16 protein-coding genes are annotated in these 17,184 nt (G+C 44.3%); 11 read left to right on the plus strand and 5 right to left on the minus strand.

Annotated features, from left to right (window positions below; all coding sequences use genetic code 11):
• Window positions 1-4: 4 nt before the first annotated feature.
• Entirely contained in the window at window positions 5-4,267 is a 4,263-nt protein-coding gene (locus QUB06_RS04010; protein ID WP_333434210.1) for a hypothetical protein, read from the plus strand.
• Window positions 4,268-4,576: 309 nt separating this feature from the next.
• Here the strand turns inward: QUB06_RS04010 and QUB06_RS04015 are convergent, their stop codons facing one another.
• Window positions 4,577-6,157 (minus strand): hypothetical protein, encoded by a 1,581-nt coding sequence (locus QUB06_RS04015; RefSeq protein ID WP_333434211.1) that lies wholly within the window; start codon window positions 6,155-6,157, stop codon window positions 4,577-4,579.
• A 391-nt stretch (window positions 6,158-6,548) separates the two neighbouring features.
• Between QUB06_RS04015 and QUB06_RS04020 the strand changes: the two genes are divergently transcribed.
• The 3 genes from QUB06_RS04020 to QUB06_RS04030 all read left to right on the plus strand — a co-directional run bounded on the left by QUB06_RS04020 (window position 6,549) and on the right by QUB06_RS04030 (window position 9,182).
• On the plus strand, window positions 6,549-7,178 hold the full coding sequence (locus tag QUB06_RS04020; RefSeq protein WP_333176395.1) for a hypothetical protein: 630 nt from the start codon (window positions 6,549-6,551) through the stop codon (window positions 7,176-7,178).
• Between the two features lie 326 nt (window positions 7,179-7,504).
• On the plus strand, window positions 7,505-8,266 hold the full coding sequence (locus QUB06_RS04025) for a ParA family protein (protein WP_333224277.1): 762 nt from the start codon (window positions 7,505-7,507) through the stop codon (window positions 8,264-8,266).
• Window positions 8,256-9,182: a ParB/RepB/Spo0J family partition protein gene (locus QUB06_RS04030; RefSeq protein ID WP_333434212.1), complete on the plus strand. Its 927-nt coding sequence runs from the start codon at window positions 8,256-8,258 to the stop codon at window positions 9,180-9,182. Before QUB06_RS04025 ends, QUB06_RS04030 begins: the two co-directional genes overlap by 11 nt.
• Before the next feature lie 360 nt (window positions 9,183-9,542).
• Here the strand turns inward: QUB06_RS04030 and QUB06_RS04035 are convergent, their stop codons facing one another.
• Window positions 9,543-9,758 carry a hypothetical protein gene (locus QUB06_RS04035; RefSeq protein WP_333434213.1) on the minus strand — a complete coding sequence of 72 codons (216 nt, stop codon included), beginning with the start codon at window positions 9,756-9,758 and terminating at the stop codon, window positions 9,543-9,545.
• 55 nt (window positions 9,759-9,813) lie between these two features.
• Between QUB06_RS04035 and QUB06_RS04040 the strand changes: the two genes are divergently transcribed.
• From QUB06_RS04040 to QUB06_RS04070, 7 genes are all read left to right on the plus strand, one after another.
• A complete protein-coding gene (locus QUB06_RS04040; RefSeq protein WP_333434214.1) occupies window positions 9,814-10,377 on the plus strand; it encodes a hypothetical protein in 564 nt (187 codons plus the stop codon).
• Window positions 10,374-11,453 (plus strand): hybrid sensor histidine kinase/response regulator, encoded by a 1,080-nt coding sequence (locus QUB06_RS04045; RefSeq protein WP_333434215.1) that lies wholly within the window; start codon window positions 10,374-10,376, stop codon window positions 11,451-11,453. The genes QUB06_RS04040 and QUB06_RS04045 overlap by 4 nt, the downstream gene beginning before the upstream one ends.
• A gap of 94 nt (window positions 11,454-11,547) precedes the next feature.
• A complete protein-coding gene (locus QUB06_RS04050; RefSeq protein ID WP_333434216.1) occupies window positions 11,548-12,282 on the plus strand; it encodes a response regulator transcription factor in 735 nt (244 codons plus the stop codon).
• 95 nt (window positions 12,283-12,377) lie between these two features.
• Window positions 12,378-12,668, plus strand: a complete 291-nt coding sequence (locus QUB06_RS04055; protein ID WP_333434217.1) for a XamI family restriction endonuclease — start codon at window positions 12,378-12,380, stop codon at window positions 12,666-12,668.
• Between the two features lie 147 nt (window positions 12,669-12,815).
• Window positions 12,816-13,115 carry a type II toxin-antitoxin system RelE/ParE family toxin gene (locus tag QUB06_RS04060; RefSeq protein ID WP_333075393.1) on the plus strand — a complete coding sequence of 100 codons (300 nt, stop codon included), beginning with the start codon at window positions 12,816-12,818 and terminating at the stop codon, window positions 13,113-13,115.
• Complete coding sequence (locus QUB06_RS04065) at window positions 13,112-13,543, plus strand: hypothetical protein (RefSeq protein WP_333200674.1); 432 nt, start codon at window positions 13,112-13,114, stop codon at window positions 13,541-13,543. Before QUB06_RS04060 ends, QUB06_RS04065 begins: the two co-directional genes overlap by 4 nt.
• 176 nt (window positions 13,544-13,719) lie before the next feature.
• Entirely contained in the window at window positions 13,720-14,928 is a 1,209-nt protein-coding gene (locus QUB06_RS04070; RefSeq protein ID WP_333434218.1) for an ISAs1 family transposase, read from the plus strand.
• A gap of 134 nt (window positions 14,929-15,062) precedes the next feature.
• Here the strand turns inward: QUB06_RS04070 and QUB06_RS04075 are convergent, their stop codons facing one another.
• The 3 genes from QUB06_RS04075 to QUB06_RS04085 all read right to left on the minus strand — a co-directional run bounded on the left by QUB06_RS04075 (window position 15,063) and on the right by QUB06_RS04085 (window position 17,167).
• Window positions 15,063-15,497 (minus strand): hypothetical protein, encoded by a 435-nt coding sequence (locus QUB06_RS04075; protein ID WP_333434219.1) that lies wholly within the window; start codon window positions 15,495-15,497, stop codon window positions 15,063-15,065.
• A gap of 138 nt (window positions 15,498-15,635) precedes the next feature.
• On the minus strand, window positions 15,636-16,325 hold the full coding sequence (locus QUB06_RS04080; RefSeq protein WP_333434220.1) for a DUF6753 family protein: 690 nt from the start codon (window positions 16,323-16,325) through the stop codon (window positions 15,636-15,638).
• Window positions 16,322-17,167, minus strand: a complete 846-nt coding sequence (locus QUB06_RS04085) for a mobilization protein (protein ID WP_333434221.1) — start codon at window positions 17,165-17,167, stop codon at window positions 16,322-16,324. Before QUB06_RS04085 ends, QUB06_RS04080 begins: the two co-directional genes overlap by 4 nt.
• Between the last annotated feature and the right edge of the window lie 17 nt (window positions 17,168-17,184).

A 17,184-nucleotide genomic window follows, 5' to 3' on the forward strand; every position in this document is an offset into this window, starting at 1 on the left:
TGCAATGCCTTCTCTAGACTGGACAAAATTTGATTCACTTTCAGGTGAGAATACCCGCAACTTTGAAAATCTATGTCGCGGTCTTATGAGGCTGCAATATGGACGGTTTGGCGAATTCAAAGCACTAGCAAATCAGCCTGGTGTTGAATTTCATATAAAGCTGACTGAACAATGTCAGCTTGGTGATTCATCCCGTTGGTTCGGATGGCAATGTAAGCTTTTTCAGCGTAATCAAAATGGAACATTAAATGCAGCAAGCCGTAAGAATATTGAACACTCATTGGAAACTACTGAAAAGGTATTAGCAAACCTCACAGATTGGGTTCTTTGGACTCCCTATACACTCAGTAAGGAAGATCAGGAATGGTATTACAGTCTTCCGACACAATACAAGTTGCACTTATGGGCTGAGGAAGAAGCTGATACTTATCTAAGTAGTGATGGCTTAATACTCAGAAGTACCTACTTTGGCGAACAGATTTTAACTCCGAATACTCTAGCAGAACGACACAGGATAGCAGTTCAGCCAATTCGAGAGCGCTGGCTAGAACCAGTCCACCAAGACGTTGATGCCGAGCGGATAATTCGGCGAATGCTGGGAGAGGTTGACTCATGGGGACAATTGATTGAAGTCGGGGAGCGTTTGAAGAATATATCTGATTTACTATCGTGTGAGTCAGACGGCGCTGTGCCCAGATTAAAACCCTACATAACCTCTTTTATTGATGCTTGCTCAGCGTTTGCTGATACTCTTATCAATTTTCATCAAATCCTTGCAGATGGAGACCTTGATGTTATCCAACAAAAACTAAAGGAACGAAAAACATTAATCAATATAGACGTTCGCGCGACCCCTAGACACTTACGGTCTGCAAATCATCCTGCTGCACTGTATGCTACTAATGCGCTAGACGATATGTACATAGCGCAAGAACTTCTCGACGAAGCTGAAGAATTTCTCGGAGTTGGTCTGGTTGGAGTTTTAGCCGATGCAGGTGGTGGTAAGACGCAGATGGCTGCCCAACTAACTGCTCCCCAGGAGAAGAGACCTGCTGGCATTTTTCTCCAGGGTCGTAATCTTCACAGGGGGCAGTCTCTCGATGATCTTGCAAAAACCCTCTCAATCAATGGCATTCCTATGCCGAGTATAGAGATGTTACTGGCAGCAGTGGATGCGGCTGGTAAACGCGCCTGCTGTCGATTACCAATCCTAATTGATGGACTTAACGAAGCTGAGAATCCAAAAGATTGGAAGCCTGAATTAGCTTCGCTCAGCGAGATTGTAAAGAAATACCCTAACGTTCTAGTAGTTTGCACATTGAGAACTGGAGAACGGAAAAAGGAAGATTGGCATCCGTATCGAGAGTCACAAACTGAGACTAGAGAATCATTCGCAGTTATGGCTCTTCCTGATGGCATAAAGGCAATAGAAAGTGAGGGGTTTGGAGGTGATGTTGATGAGGCAATCGAAAAGTATTTTAGCCACTTCAAAATAGACCCTGGCGATTCAGAGATTCCTACGGAGTTTTTACAGCACCCACTAACGCTGAGAATATTCTGCGAGGTCACCAACCCGAAAAAAGAATCTGAAGTCAAGATTGATTATTTTCCTACCTCGCTTGCACCACTATTTGACAAATATGTTGCTAATGCTGCTGAACGAATTTCACAGATGATTAACCTCAACCATAGTTATACTGCAAATGAAGTGAAGAAGGCGATTTACACACTTGGAATCGAATTATGGAAGTGCGGAAAGCGGGAAATTAGCGAGTCAGGCTTTCGTGATGCAGTGTCTGATGCTTCTCGTGCGTGGGATAGCAGTATCGTTAATCTTCTGGCACAGGAAGGGATTCTCTTCAAGAACCCAGGACCAGGGTTTGAATTTGTAGTCACGCCAACTTATGACGCGCTCGGAGGGTATATTGTCGCTAATGCTCTTCTCATTAAGTACGCGCAGGATGTATCCTTTGCTTGGCTGAATACCCCTGAGACTATCGCACTATTCACTGGTGATACTAGCCACGAATTGGCGCTCGATATACTTCGATCTCTAGTTACACTGGCTCCGCGCCGAATGCAAGGGAGGCAAATTTGGCAGCATATCTCGGAGCCGTTAAAGAAAAACGCTATTGCGTTGGCGGCTGAAATAGATGCAGAGTATTTAGACCAAGAGACAGTAAGCGCCTTATTGAGCCTTTCACATGAATCCTCAAGATTTAGAAGCCGCTTGTTCTTTCGATTTCAAGTAGCCCGTGCAGTGGCACTTCACCCACTTAATGCTGCTTTTCTTGATGAGACACTTCGAGCAATGTCAGTTTCTGAACGAGATATTGTTTGGACTGAGTGGATTCGAGAAACACGCTCCGAGAGATTTAACGATCTACTGGCAATAGAGGGCAGGTGGAAACAACAACTGGACTTTTGGACTACTTCTGAACGACTGCGCGCGAAATGGGTTATGTGGCTTTTAACCTCTACAGATCGAGAACTTCGTGATGTGGCAACCCGTGCGTTGTACTGGTTTGGACGAGGAAACCCCGCAGCACTTTTTGAGGAGAGCTTAATAGCACTTGCGATCAACGATCTTTATGTCCCGGAGCGAATGCTTGCTGCAAGCTATGGAGTTGCAATGGCGCAGCATGCGGATTTAGGCGACCAAACCTTTGTGACCGAAACGTTACCGACCTATGCGCGGAGTATCTATGACTCAATGTTTGCAGAAAGCGCATCATTTAGCACTACACATTCCCTTATGAGAGAGTACGGAAGTCGGATTATAGAAATGGCTTCTCTACATCATTCTGAGCTTTTCACCTCTGAAGAAATTCAAAGAAGTAAACCTCCATTTAAAGAAGGGGGACTACGGGATTGGGGCGAAAGTGAAGCATCTAAAGAAAGGCGTTATGGTGCAGATTCACCATTCCGGATGGATTTTGAAAACTACACTCTCGGACGTTTGGTGCCAAGACGCAGCAACTATGATTTCAACAATGAAGAGTATCAAAAGGTCAGAGCGCAAATTCTTTGGCGGATTGAGCAACTTGGATGGTCAAGTGAAAAATTCAAGGATATCGAAAGCTCAATAGAGAACGGAAATGACTGGAATAGGACAGGAAGTGATACTCAGAAAATAGAGCGTTATGGTAAGAAATATTCATGGATTGCCTTCTATGAGATGACTGGTCTATTACATGATTTAGGAAAAATTGAGAGACGCAATGAGCGTGATTGGAACTGGGATCTTGATATTGACCCAAGTTTTCCAGAGCAATCACCAGAGGCTTGCCTTATACAGGCAGACTTCCTTGGCGATCCCGACATGGAGATGAAGGAATGGATCGTCAATGGAGCACTACCTGATGTAGAACCCTATCTTCAAATAGCGGAGATTCAAAACGAAGTTGGCCCCTGGGTTATGTTAGATGGCTATATAGTCCAGGAAAACGAAACTCTTGGTCGAAACATTTTTTGCTTCATCCGAAGTTTTCTCGTCTTGTCCAGTGAGGCTGATTCTTTTTTCGAGCATCTATCCAATCAAAACTTAGGTGGAAGATGGTTGCCTGAAAAGCCATCAGTTGGCTATACGTTTGCAGGCGAGATTCCGTGGTGTGGAACGTTTCCTGAAAATAGCACTTGTGAATTCTCGTTCGTTGTGAAAGAGGAGACTGTTCAAGTTGAGCGGATAGAACCAAGATTCTTTTTAGATGGCAAGCAGCTAGATTTGAGTCATGTCGATATAGTTAAACTTCGCTTATTAGGTGTTAATGCATACAATGAGGGTGCTGAAAAACTTAGCGAAGAAGAACTTGGGCGTATTGAAATTCGTGAAATTCCAGTGGAAGTTGAGGAAGTACAGCAAGATATAATCACATATCATGCACTCATTCCGGTCTGTGACTTTCATTGGGAAAGTAGTCGTAGCCCTGCCAATCATGCTAGTCATGCCACTACGTTAGCAAAAGAGATTGCCTCTGATTTGGAGTTAATTGGTCAACCACAGACATTCGATCTGCTTACAAGGAAGGGAGTTAAAGCAACATATAACGTTTCTGATTGTAGCGATGATTTCAACAACAGTCAGTCACTGTTTTATATGCAAGAAGAATTATTGAGAGACTTTCTTAAGGAAAACGATCTCGCCCTTATTTGGGCTATTTGGGGCGAACGTCAATATTCATCGAATCAACTCAATAGATTATTTCATAGACCCAATCACCCAGACCCAGCTCATGCGGTGTACAGCCTTGTAAAACGTTACAAGTAAGTAGGTGGTTATAAATCAAGCAAGTAGGTGGTTATAAATCAAGTCAAAAACCCAAAAGCCAAGAGCCTCATACCAAAAGACTTCCAGCATCGAGTAGTGTTACTTTAATTTTGACCGCCTACTTACTTGTAGCCACGTTCATAAAGTTTTTCAAATAACTCTTGTTAGACATACTAGCCCGTACCTTGGAGTAAAGACTATCAGCATCGACTAAGATGTCACCTTCAGCCGTGCGACCATCAAAGAAAAGACCCGACTGCGCCAAAGCTACTATGATTTCTGTTACGGAAAAATTATATTTCTAACGTTTCAGCGCTGAAAACCACTTACACTGTCTTCTTCCGATCGCTCACAATCCCTACTCCTCGCCTCTATCCGATCTAGCTCATCTGCCACAACTCTCCAAAAGTCAATATCTTCAGGGGAAATACCCTGAGCTAAAACCAAATTTTCTCCGCGAACCTTGATTAACTCCCCTCGGACAGAAACAGTCAGAGAAGATACCGAAACCCCCTCCGACTCTCCCACGATCAGATCGTACAAATCTCCTACCCGAATGCGGGTGTACTCATCAGTCTCTTCTACGCGATCGGGAGCATGATTGAGTAAATACTCAAAAGCTCTTTGAGCTGTTGGCAGGATAGACTCAGCCAATTTTACCTGCTGAATATCCATTGTGGCTGCTGGCGGTACTGAATCAGCATTCAAATTATCTGCTGACACGTTTTCAATTATCGGCTCTAACCAGTTAGAGAATATAACCAAATCCTCTGAGTTTTCTTTAACAGTTGCATTCAATACCTCTGCATCGCCATAAGATAGAGCGCTTTGCACTTCACCCTCTAAAGTGATCCGCAGAACGATGTGGCTGTCTCGATCGGAAATCACCCTGATTGCTTCATCCTCCTCTAAAAATGCTGTCCAATCTTCTATAACTTTACGTTTTCCTAGCTTTAATAGTTGACAACCATCTAATAAAGTGCTGACTAGCAAATTCTCTAGCTCTAAGCGCTCCTCTTCTGGCAGCTTTACTATCTCTTCTTTAAACTGTTCTTGTACTTCCTCTTCACTTTCAGTCTGGTATTTCAAAAGAACCGGATTGCTTAAAGTAAGAGGTACGATTAGTTCGCTAGAATTAGAGCGATCGCTCTTCAAATCTTGCTCCTGTATTTCAGTATCTAAAGCCCCCGCTTCTGTCGATCGCAAATCAGCTTCATCCTTCTCTCCTTCACCAACCAACGTCCCAACTTGATTGTCGCCATCCGCTTGCGAAAACCAAACCAGCAAATTTTGTTTTGGTTGCCTATCTTGCCTCAAAGAGGAGGATAAGCCTTTAAGCTCAAGAACTCGGCGTTCCCAATCTTTGTTTAATTCGATGAAATTGGCGGCATTAGTTTTTACCAGACTGATTTGAGCATAGGCATATTTCTCACCTGCCAAGGACAGAGCAAAATCAATCGCAGCGAGGCAGCCGTGATAGAAATCTTGAGTCTCGCCGATGCAGACACAATCTTCTATATCTGGTCCGCAATCGGTTTCTCTTCCAATTTGTCTAAGTTGAGAAATAGATCTAACAGGCAACCTAGAAATGGATAGCTTACAGTCACCTTCTACTGAACTTGAACTTAAACTTTGTTGGGGTGAGTTATCTTCTTCATCATTGATAAAAGTTGCTATTTTAGCTTCTAAAAGGCTAAGCGTTTGTACTCCGCTTTCTTCGTCTATTAATTTAACTGCCCGATCCAATCCCGCCAGCAATCCCTGGTAAAAATCTTGAGTTTCTCCAGCTATTGCTCGGTCAGTTGCTATCTTCTCAAAAAAAGCCAGCCCTATTTGTTTTAGCCTCAAGATATAGTCAGGGGGAAATCTTTGTATGGTGTCTAAAAACATAAGTGTTCCGCCATCTAAAAGCGCGTCGATCTTTTAGCAACCAACCTATCATGCGCTCTTGTCGCTCTCGGTACGCCTTCAGTTGTAACTAACTTTAGTTCTCAAGGCAGAGAACATTGAATCAGTAATTGTTTTATCAAAAAGTATTGTCCGGAAATAAGCCATTGAACAAATGCCTTTTCCCTATTGCTATAACTAGCTGGAATTACAAGAAACAACAGCCACTCGGACGATAGCTTTTGCCTCGGGATCGCGTTTTAATAGTCCGCAAGATTAATTTTGCCGATGACTTTTGAGGTGGGAAATTAGGAGGGAAGGCGGATTGAGTTTACAGCCTTTAGCTTTTAGCTTTAAGCAATAACTTTACTGTTAATAGGAGAACGGCGTTCCCATGCATTTTGACTATCAATACAGCTCTCGACAGCCTGCACCCGTCGCCGATCCGCTGCGGCACAGCAGGAGGCACATACTAGCATCCGTCCTATTGCTACTGGACAGCGATCGCGCTCTTGCCGACTGGTCTCTCCCCCAACTACCTCACGTATCAGGGTTTACCTACAAAGGAAATCGCTTTTTGGTAACAACTGACAAAGAGGCTGAGCAGATAGTTTGGGGGTGGATCGAGAATAATTTATGGGCAGTAACCAATACTGATGAAGATATTGAGTTGCTACTTCAGCACTTGCAAATTTCCCCATCTCTAGTTGAAGCATTTAATGGACAAGCTGCTATCCATTACCTTCGGACAGTTCATCCTAAAAAATTTTGCAAGCTTCTGTCTCCTGCCATAGCCAATCCCACCCAGTTTGTGCAAGCTCTGTTTGAGAACCGCAGCAGATCGCGACTCGTTAAACGCGCCATTTGTGAGTCAGCCCAATTCTCGCCTCTGGCAACGACCGAAGTGGAACGGGCTGGATATCTCATTTACTGCATTATTAATCAACCAGAGGTACTTCCTGGCTCACTCAAACTAAGAATCAACTATTCTTATACCTACAAGTCTATGAAAGAGCGAGCTTAGAAGTATTTAGCGTCACCTGCCAGCATTCATGCACCCAACGGCATTGCCGTTGTCTTTCACAGCAACGGCATGGTCACTGTTGCCAATTGCCTTTGGGAGTGGGAAAAAATCAAAAAATTCCTAATGCGCCTTCAGAGACATCACCTTGATATGAGAGTATAACTATAGTTTTTCTACAAAACGGTCTGGGGATAGTGAGGGTTCATGCCTAAAGTGCAGACATTCCCAAACTTCAACAAAAGTGCAAATATGCTTACAGTTTTAACCGCCACCTCCTTTTGCACTCCGTATTGGAACTATAGTGGCACGCTACCGGAGGGCAATTCATGACAAAGATAATCTCGCTGTTCAACCAAGCCGGCGGTGTGGGGAAAACCACGATCGCGCTCAATCTCGGCTACCACCTCTCCTTACGAGGCCACAAGGTTCTTCTCATCGATATCGATCCTCAAGGTTCTCTAACGCTCTTCATGGGGGTTGACTCTCAGAATTTGGATAAAACTGTGTTTGATGCCATTGTCAATGAGGAACCTCTTTCCATCCACACGGGCATTCACGGTATGGATTTGGCTCCTACCAACATCAACCTCAGCGCGGCGGAAATTCAACTGGTTAACATGGATTTTCGGGAAGTTCGCCTTAAAGATGCGATCGCCCCAATTCAAGCCAACTACGATTTCATCCTCATAGATTGCCCTCCCAGTTTAGGGTTGCTCAGCTACATCAGCCTGGTAGCCGCAACTCACGTCTTAGTCCCCGTTGAGACTCACTACAAGGCCTTTGAGGGCACCAACCTCCTGTTGCAAACAGTAGCGAGAATCAGGAAGAAGGGAAACCGCTCTTTGCAGATAGCTGGTTTTGTTCCCTCCCGCTATGCTGCCACCAACTCTCAGGACAAGCGAACTCTCAAAGCCATAAACGAGCAGTTTACGACCTTTGGTCCTGTTTACGCTCCCATCCCGCGAATAACTGCTTTCGCGGATGCTTCGGAGAAACAAGTCCCGCTTGCTGTTTACGAACCTAAAAATCCCGTCGTCAAAATATTAGACCAGCTATCCGCCAAGATGGAGAAACTCAATGTCAAGTAAGAATGACCAGCCCTATAAAGGTAAGGCCTCTTTGAGCGTTTTGTTTGGAGATGATGAAGTGGCAGAACCAACGGCAGAAAAACTGCTCTCGATTGAGTCGATCGAGCTTCCATCTTCTCAACCTCGCCGATACTTCGACTCCCAAGCTATGCAGGCTTTGGTTCAGTCAGTAAAAACTGATGGAATTCTCCAACCTCTGTTAGTCCGTCCTTTGGGAGAGGAAAAATACGAGCTAGTAGCAGGCGAAAGGCGGTATAGAGCTGCAAAGGAAGTGGGATTGACAGAAGTCCCTGTTATCATTCGGGACTTGACACAACAGCAAGCTCTGCGCGTTGCATTAGTTGAGAACCTCCAGCGCGAAGACCTCAACCCAGTCGAAGAAACCGAGGGGATATTGCAACTGCTCTCCCATCACCTTGAATACGATCTAGAAGAGGTGGTGCGGCTGCTCTACCGGATGCAAAATGACGTACAGAGGATGAATGATAACGTTATCATTCATCATGAAACGCAAATAGTCGTCAAGGTTTTTAGCGAATTGGGGCGGATGTCATGGGAGTCTTTCGTCAGCAATAGACTGGGACTGCTGAAGCTGCCGTCAGACATCCAAGAAGCCCTCCGCCGAGGTCAGATCGAGTATACCAAGGCGCGAACGATCGCCAAAGTTAAAGACGAGCAGGCTAGAAAGTCGCTTCTATTCGCGGCGATTACTGAATGTCTATCTTTAACTCAGATTAAAGAACGCATCGCGGATTTAAAGGCAGGTACTTCGGAAGAAGAACCGGAAGAAAATCTGAAAACCAAAATAAAGGGAGCTTTAACAAGAGCGAACAAGTCCAAAGCTTGGAGCGATCCCAAGAAGCAGAAGCGCCTCCAAAAAATTCTAATAGAGCTAGAATCCCTCTTAGTAGATTAGAAAAAACAAGGGCAATGCCGCATTCTGCCTAATCCGTGCAACCGGATTCTAGAGAAGAAGTTCCGGCATTGAGGGATGGTTGTACCCATTAAAAGACAGAAGCGATCAGAGACTTCTGAGGAATTAAATATGCGACTTCTAGCGGACGGTTTCATACAGCAAACGACAACGCGGTTAGGATACTCCAAGTTCCTGAAACCATTGATTCTAGTTGGTTTTTTCCCTAGTCCCTAGTAAGAGATCCCTAATCCCTGGCTATACTTCGGGCGAGCGGCGCGATCGCGCGGAGTAGAGGGCTTGATATTACTTCTGCGCTGGCTGTTGGGAGGCAAAGTTTAAGTTTTTGTCAAGGATGCTGTGTTAATCGAGAGAGCATTCTTTTTTGGCGATCGGTGTGATACAGGCGATCGCACACGGGACGGCACAACTATTTCTGTAAAAAGAAAAGTCGCGCACGCTAATAATTCTAACCAAGAGTGGCAGTGAAGGAGAAATTATTAGCTTTGCGACAGTGAATGAGAAATCAGCTTTTAGGTAGAATGCGATCGAGCTTGGCAGTTGATAGGTTAGAGACATAGAGATGAAACCGAAAAAAGCAAACTCAAACCCTGTTTGGCTTATGTTGACAGTTATGCCACAAAGTCACACTCTTTCAAACCACAGCCGACTTTCACTGCCGGCAAAGTATCAAACCCTGTTAGACTGTTTTTTGGCAGATTTTCAAAAGTCGCTAAATGCTTTAGCCCGCGCTTGGAACAAGTATCAGCCCAACGATTCGCTCTCAAACGACAGAAAACAAGACTTAGATTGGCTTGAAACGACGCTGCAAGAGTACAAGATTTCCATCCACACTTCAACTAGCAGCCAAGAGTTTTGGAAAGGTTGTAGGGATGGAAAAAAAAGCAGGAGAACAATTTCTGACAAAGGCTCGCCAAACGTCGCACAAACCTTACTCAACGCGACCGCGAATCCGAAAATCCCTCAAATCTACGATCTGGGGTTCCATGTTGGATGGCGGTACGCTCGCCTCAAAGACTACTTGTTGCGAATCAGAAAGCAGCGAAAGTTGGAAGAATCCAAGCAGCTTCAAGATTATCAACAGTTTTTAAGTTTTATCCGCCAAAAGGCTGACTCAGAAGATATGGACTCGTTCGTAAGCTTTGGATGGAGGCGGGAGAGAAATTCAGGGCAATGAGAGATAAACGCAGTAAAATCTTGGCGGTTGATGATACGACTGACAACTTATTTATTATGCAGGCTATCCTCTCCGAAGAAGGCTACTGCGTCAGTACAAGTTCTAGCGGACTTGATGCTTTAGCTTTAGTTGAGGAGTCGCCCCCAGATTTACTCCTCTTGGATCTAATGATGCCAGAAGTAGACGGTTACGAAGTGACTTACAGAATTCGCTCAAATCCTCAACTTCCCTTTATCCCCATCCTGTTAATTGCGGCTGACAACTCAACAACCATAGCAGATGGACTCGACTTGGGGGCTGATGATTTCGTTTGCAAGCCCATCCAGGTAAATGAGTTGCTGGCTCGCGTCCGCAGCCTCCTCCGGCTCAAACATAGTATAGATGCGATGCAGGAAGTGACAAAGGCGCGAGAGGATTTTGTGGCTCGTCTTACCCACGACTTGCGGATTCCCCTAGTCGGCGCTCATAAAATGCTGACCCTACTCCAACGAGGGAAATTTGGTGAACTGCCCGTTCAAGCGGTAGAGGCGATCGCAACCATCGGCAGCAGTAACCAAAATTTGCTTTCGTTAGTCAATACTTTACTGGAAGTTCATCGATTTGAATCTGGTTGCAAAACTCTGGCGCGCGCCCCCTTTGACCTAAAAAAACTGGTCAAAGAAGTCGTTAAGGAACAGGAGGCTGTGGCTATTGATAAAGGACTTGTCCTAACTTTCGACGACTCTGACCCGCAACCACTACGGATTGAAGGCGATCGCCTCGAACTCCGCCGAGTCATCACCAACTTAGTGGGAAATGCGATTAAATTCACCGATTTTGGTTGTGTGAAAATCGTTGTTCGTCCAGATGCCTTGTGGGTAAATATTACCGTAGAAGACACCGGTCCCGGTATCAGAGCCTCAGAACAAGCTTCGCTATTTGAACGATTCCGCCCCGGAAACCATGCTAGAGCAGGTTGCGGCCTGGGGCTGCACTTGTCTCACCGGATTGTAGAAGCCCACTCTGGCAGTATTGACGTGGCATCAACGGTGGGTCAAGGCAGCACATTTACTGTACGTCTCCCTATCTCGCTCTAAAAATCTTGTTTGGATACAAAAGAGCGCATACGTTCTATTTTGGGCACACTCGTGCCGCTAAATTACAATTGTCCTTTTTTTGAATAAACCAACCATGAATAAAATTAGCGTTGCCTTAATTGAAGACCACCACCTGACAAGGGCTGGAATCAAAGCAGCTTTAGAAGACTGCGAAGAACTCGAATTTATCGGAGAAGCAGCTAACGGTCTACAAGGGATAACTTTGCTGGAGAAAACCCGACCTGATGTAGCAATAGTTGATATCGGACTACCGGGGTTGGTAGATGGGATTGAATTGACAAAAAGATTCAAAGAATACGTACAAACTTCCAAAGCCCCAAGCGTAGATAACCAACCGAAAGTGTTGATTTTGACGATGCAGGATAACGAAGAATCCGTACTGGCAGCTTTTGCAGCGGGAGCCGATTCTTACTGCATGAAAGATGTCAGTTTTGAAAAGTTAGTGGAAGCTGTTGTTGAGACAAATGCTGGCGAAAACTGGATCGATTCTTCAATTGCTAGAATCGTTTTGGCTCGTATGAATAACCCTTTCAAGGAAGCTGTTAACTCAGCCGCCATCTCCACTGTGTCAATCAATGGAGTTGAGCCAGAGTACAGTCAGTTGTTAATGGCAAACCCTTTAACAGAACGAGAAAAAGAGGTTATAGAGTTGATTGTCGAAGGGTGCAGTAATGAGGAAATTTGCAAGCAGCTATACATTTCCCTCGGTACTGTGAAAACTCATGTGCGTAATATCCTTAATAAGCTGTCTTGCGACGATCGCACTCAAGCTGCTGTCAGAGCCCTTCGCGCGGGTTTAGTTGACTAAATCCGTTTCAAGAGCAACCGCTTGGTGGATAATACAACAGAGACGTTCCAGCAATCTAAGCTATTTAGGCGAGGGTCGCGATTAGAGGAGGTGCAGTGCCAGTTAATGCCGACAAACCACACTTGTGGAAACCCGATATTGCCCTGTCGGTAGACTTCTATAACAATTGGTTCATGCAGTTCGCTCCCCTCGCCTACCGCGACACTCGCATTGCTACAACTCAACAAGTTGAATCTGCCTCTTCTGAGACAGCCAATCTGACCAACATCACGTCCGTATTACTGCGACAGCATACAGAGGTTTTGCCCATTTTACGCATGGCGGCAGCGCCGCCAATTGCGCGTGATCGCTTGGGAAATCCGATTAGAAGCGTACCTGAGTTATAAGTAAGAACTGAGAGAAATCGTGACGTAAAGCTAGGTCCGCAAAAGATATCTTTCATGTGGCTCGCGATCGCTATCTGATGTTTCATGTCGGGTGGCATGGAGAAAGACGAATGTTTGGATATGTTATTAACATTGAGATGAGGATAATTGAGTTATCAAATTGAATACGCTGACGCTGCTATTGAGCATCTAAAATTTTTAACAACTCGGCAGCAGCGAACTGTATTAGATACTGTAGACGAACAACTAAAATATGAACCCCTAGTTGAGACAAGAAATCGCAAACCGATGGAACCTAACAGTTTAGCGACCTGGGAATTGCGGATTGGAAATTTACGGGTGTACTACGATGTAGAAGAAAACACAGTTTCTGTAGTCTACATTCAAGCAGTTGGAGTCAAGAACCGCAATCGAGTTCGGATCGGTCAGGAGGAAATTGAACTATGAAATCAGTAGAACTCGCACAAGCAACTGAATCGTTAGGTAAATACATTCAAGTTTTAGGGAAAGAACCGTTGCTTGTTACCATCAAGGGAACTTCTGTAGCTGTACTAACGCCAATTGCCGACTTAGAAAATTTACCCTTAGCAACAAATCCAGATTCGCTAATATTAATCAAAAAATCTTTGCAGCAACAACCGTCTGATTGTGCAGCATCATTAGCCGATTATGTCCGTAGTTTGGGAAGAGAACCGATGATCGCAGCATTTGAAAGTAAACCTGTAGCTGTTTTAGTAGCTATAGCTGATATTGAAAGGGTTTCTTTAAGTAGCAATCCTCGGTTTTTGGAGATTATCGATCGCTCCAAACAACAGCAAAAAGCAGGTAAAGTTGTGAGTAGTGAAGATGTGCGAAAGAAGTTAGGGTTAGGATGAAGAAAGGAGGGCGATCGCTACCTGTACAAGCATCGCTTTCTCTGATAGGCCAGGGTAAGCTCATCTAATTTAGTATAAATTGTACTTGACAAAAAGACAAATATAAAAAATGTGGTATTTACGTATTAGCAATTTTATAATGCCTTAAAAACTAAGCCATCAAGCGGTAAAACTCAATGGATAAAGGATTCCTGCCCGCCCGGTCAAGGTCTAAACTACTGAAGAAGCCCTCACCTATCTCTATGCAAGAGTTACAAGGAAGCTTATCAAGTTATTTTGATGACGTACCCGACCCGAGAGTGAACCGAACCAAACGTCACTTACTGAAAGATATTCTCGTCATTGCTATATTATCTACAATAGCTGGAGGTGATGGGTGGGAAGACATGGAAAATTATGGAATCAGTAAGCAGCAATGGTTGCAAAAATTTTTAGACTTACCAAATGGTATCCCGAGCGATGATACCTTCCGACGAGTTTTTGAAAAGGTAGACCCGAAAGTTTTAGAACAGAAGTTGACTGAATGGGTTAAACAATTAATTGGGCCAGTTGTCCAACAAGTTATCCCGATTGATGGAAAAAGTATCCGAGGTTCTTATGACCGAAAAACCGGGGAAAATAATTTACATTTAGTGACGGCGTGGGCGAGTGAAAATCGGTTGGTACTTGGACAAGTTAAAGTTGAAAACCATTCCAATGAAATCACAGCTATCCCAGCCCTATTGGAATTAATCGATGTCACCGGAGCGATTATTACGATGGATGCGATGGGTACTCAAACCGAGATTGTACGGCTGATTCGTCAAAAAAAAGCTGATTACGTAGTTACTCTGAAAAAGAATCATCCCACCCTTTACAAACAAGTCAAAACCTGGTTTGAAACAGCCAGAGCCAAGCAATTTTGGGGAATTGAAGTGAGTGAAGATTCCCGAACGGAAAAAGCACATCATCGAATCGAAACTCGAAAAGTTGGGGCGGTTCCAGTGGGGGTTTTAGGGGGGCTTTACAAACAAGAAGACTGGACAGATATTCAGACTATTGTTATAGTAGAACGTTTCCGTTATCTGTGGAACAAAACCACTCATGAAGTACAATTTTACTTAAGTTCCTTACCCGTAGATGCCCAGCTTAATGGTCGCGTTATTCGTCAACATTGGAGTATTGAAAATCAAGAACATTGGGTTTTAGATGTCACTTTCAATGAAGATCGATCTCGCATTCGGTCCTTGAATAGCCCTCGAAACTTGGCTGTTATCAGACGGATGTCCCTGAATGCTGTAAATCAAGAAACTACTCTCAAGCGTAGCTTGCGACAGAAAAGAAAACGGGCTGCAATGAATGATGAATACATGATGCTTCTTCTCAAATCCTTTTGTCAAGGCTGATTGAGATGCTCTTACCCTGTCTGATAGGCTCAGGAAAAGCGTCCCCTTTCCCCTTTCCTCTGTACCTATATGGGTCATCAAAATACTGGTAGAGGTAAACCTTTTGCCTTTACCCTGAATTATTCAAGGGTAATTTAACTGGATAGAAACTGTTTTATTCGCATTAAAGTACGCCAAACATCTGGTGAAAGAGCATCTTTTAAAACCCTTTTATAATCTTCATGGCTTAATGGTTCAGTATGCGAAGCCTGATTGCGAATTTGATAAATACGTTCCCAGGCATCGAAGATATGAGAAGGTAGAGGTTGCTGTAAACAGCATGATACAACTGTGTCAAAAAAATTTGGAGAATGATTTGGCATTGCTCTGATAACATACAAGGCATATCCCAAGGGAAGAAAACGATGCCTTACTACTTGCGGATAGCGCCGAGCGCGTTGATTGACATCCTTATGAATTCCTCGAGCAGTTTCAACTCTTCCCCTTACCCTTGAGCTTGGATCGTATCGCGCAAAAAAATCAGGCATAGTTACGTTACACGCAGCACGAGCCGCTTGAATGACTGACAAATTAATTTCAAGTTCAAATGCTTTCGAGACTTCCTGTGCTCCGGGTGTAAAATCTACTGAATTAAATTGTCTCCTTTTTGGAGGATTAACGCAAAATTATAATTTTTAAAATCGTTTAGTGCGTATTTTCTTGCTCTTTTAGCGTCTATCCCTAAACCTACGCTTCTCCACAGGCTCCACCCAAATCGTACAAAATCCTTCTGTAGCTGGCCTACCCGCAACTTCCAGAGTCACCCCCAAACGCTTGACATCTTTTTTACATTCTAAATTAGTCAGACTATCCGAATTCCACTTCATCAAATTACGAGCAAACTTCCCCTCACCGCTAGTCGCCCACCGCAAAGCCTCCGCCTGCTCCTGAGTTAAAGAAACTGCTTCCCCCGGTGCAAATCCCCTCTGCGACCAAAGTAAACCCATCCACCCTATCAAAGCACCGACACCCAACGCTACCAACAGGATACCCGCAGCCGGTATCAAAGCAAGAGCCGATGTCCTCCACCGAGTCAACTCCGTCTGACGCACCAGAGAATTGACTGCTTCAGCAATTTTCCCCTCTTGCTTCTCAACCGCCACCCGTTCGTAACTCGCCAAAGTCTTGTTAATCCGCCCCACCCACCGATCGAACGCTAACTCAAAATCCTCTGGTTTTGGACTCTCTTGAATCAGCACTTCCAATCGGCCAGCAGCCAACAAAATCAGAAAAATCGGGTCAGTTGGCTCAATTTTCCCCTTAAAAGCCAACTCCAAAACCTTTCGCCGATACTCCTCAGATTGCCCCTCTAAAGCAATATCCAGCAAAGATTTAGTATCAACAACACCATAACTCACGGCAATATCCCCGTAGTTTCAAACGCCTCATAAGCTGACAACATAAACGACTTAATCCGCTGCCGGCCCAACACACCGAGTTCCTGACTATTCCTTGCCAAATCAAAAGTTATCCCCCGAGCATCGATCGCATTCCTTTCCCGCGAATAAAACTTAGGAAAATCAATCACCTTGACCTCATACTTTTTAATCGCATTCTGCACCTCCTCCATCTCTTCCACAGAACTCCAATCATCCTCCAATCCCAAATTGCGGACGAGCACGTGAGCAATCTTATTGTCAAAATGCTTAACTGACTTCAAAAAGAGCTGCACGCTATCGTAGCCCCCCGTGCAAATAAACCACTTGCAAAAACTAATGCGAGACTGCTTCCCCAACTCAATTAAATTGTTTCTTCCCATCCACTTAGTTACCAAAGGATAAACTTGAGCCGGTAAATTGACAATTACGCTCTTCTCAAACGCCAATTCAAAAATCCGATCCGCTTCGTAAAACTTCTTCTCGTCCTCGCTAAACAGAGCTTCACGGCATACGCTCTCATAGATTCGAGATACATCAGGATTAGAGCGATCGGTATCTACGGCAAAAAATGGGAAATTCTTGTCCAAGAAATACTGAATCAAAACCCTAGCAAATAAGCTCTTGCCAACCCCGCCTTTCTCTCCATCAATCAGATGAATTTTAGTAGCCTGTTTTTCAACCTTTTCTAACCCGCACTCTTTGAAACTATTCGAGTTTTCTATCGCTGTATCCATACCTGAATCTCCTCCTTCATTTACCTGTTTAACCACAGAATCTGTTAGTTGCACTTGATATTTCGAGTTTCTACTTCTACTTGCCATGTCGAACTGTCCTATTT

This window comes from Microcoleus sp. D2_18a_D3 (assembly GCF_036702455.1).
Lineage (GTDB): Bacteria > Cyanobacteriota > Cyanobacteriia > Cyanobacteriales > Microcoleaceae > Microcoleus.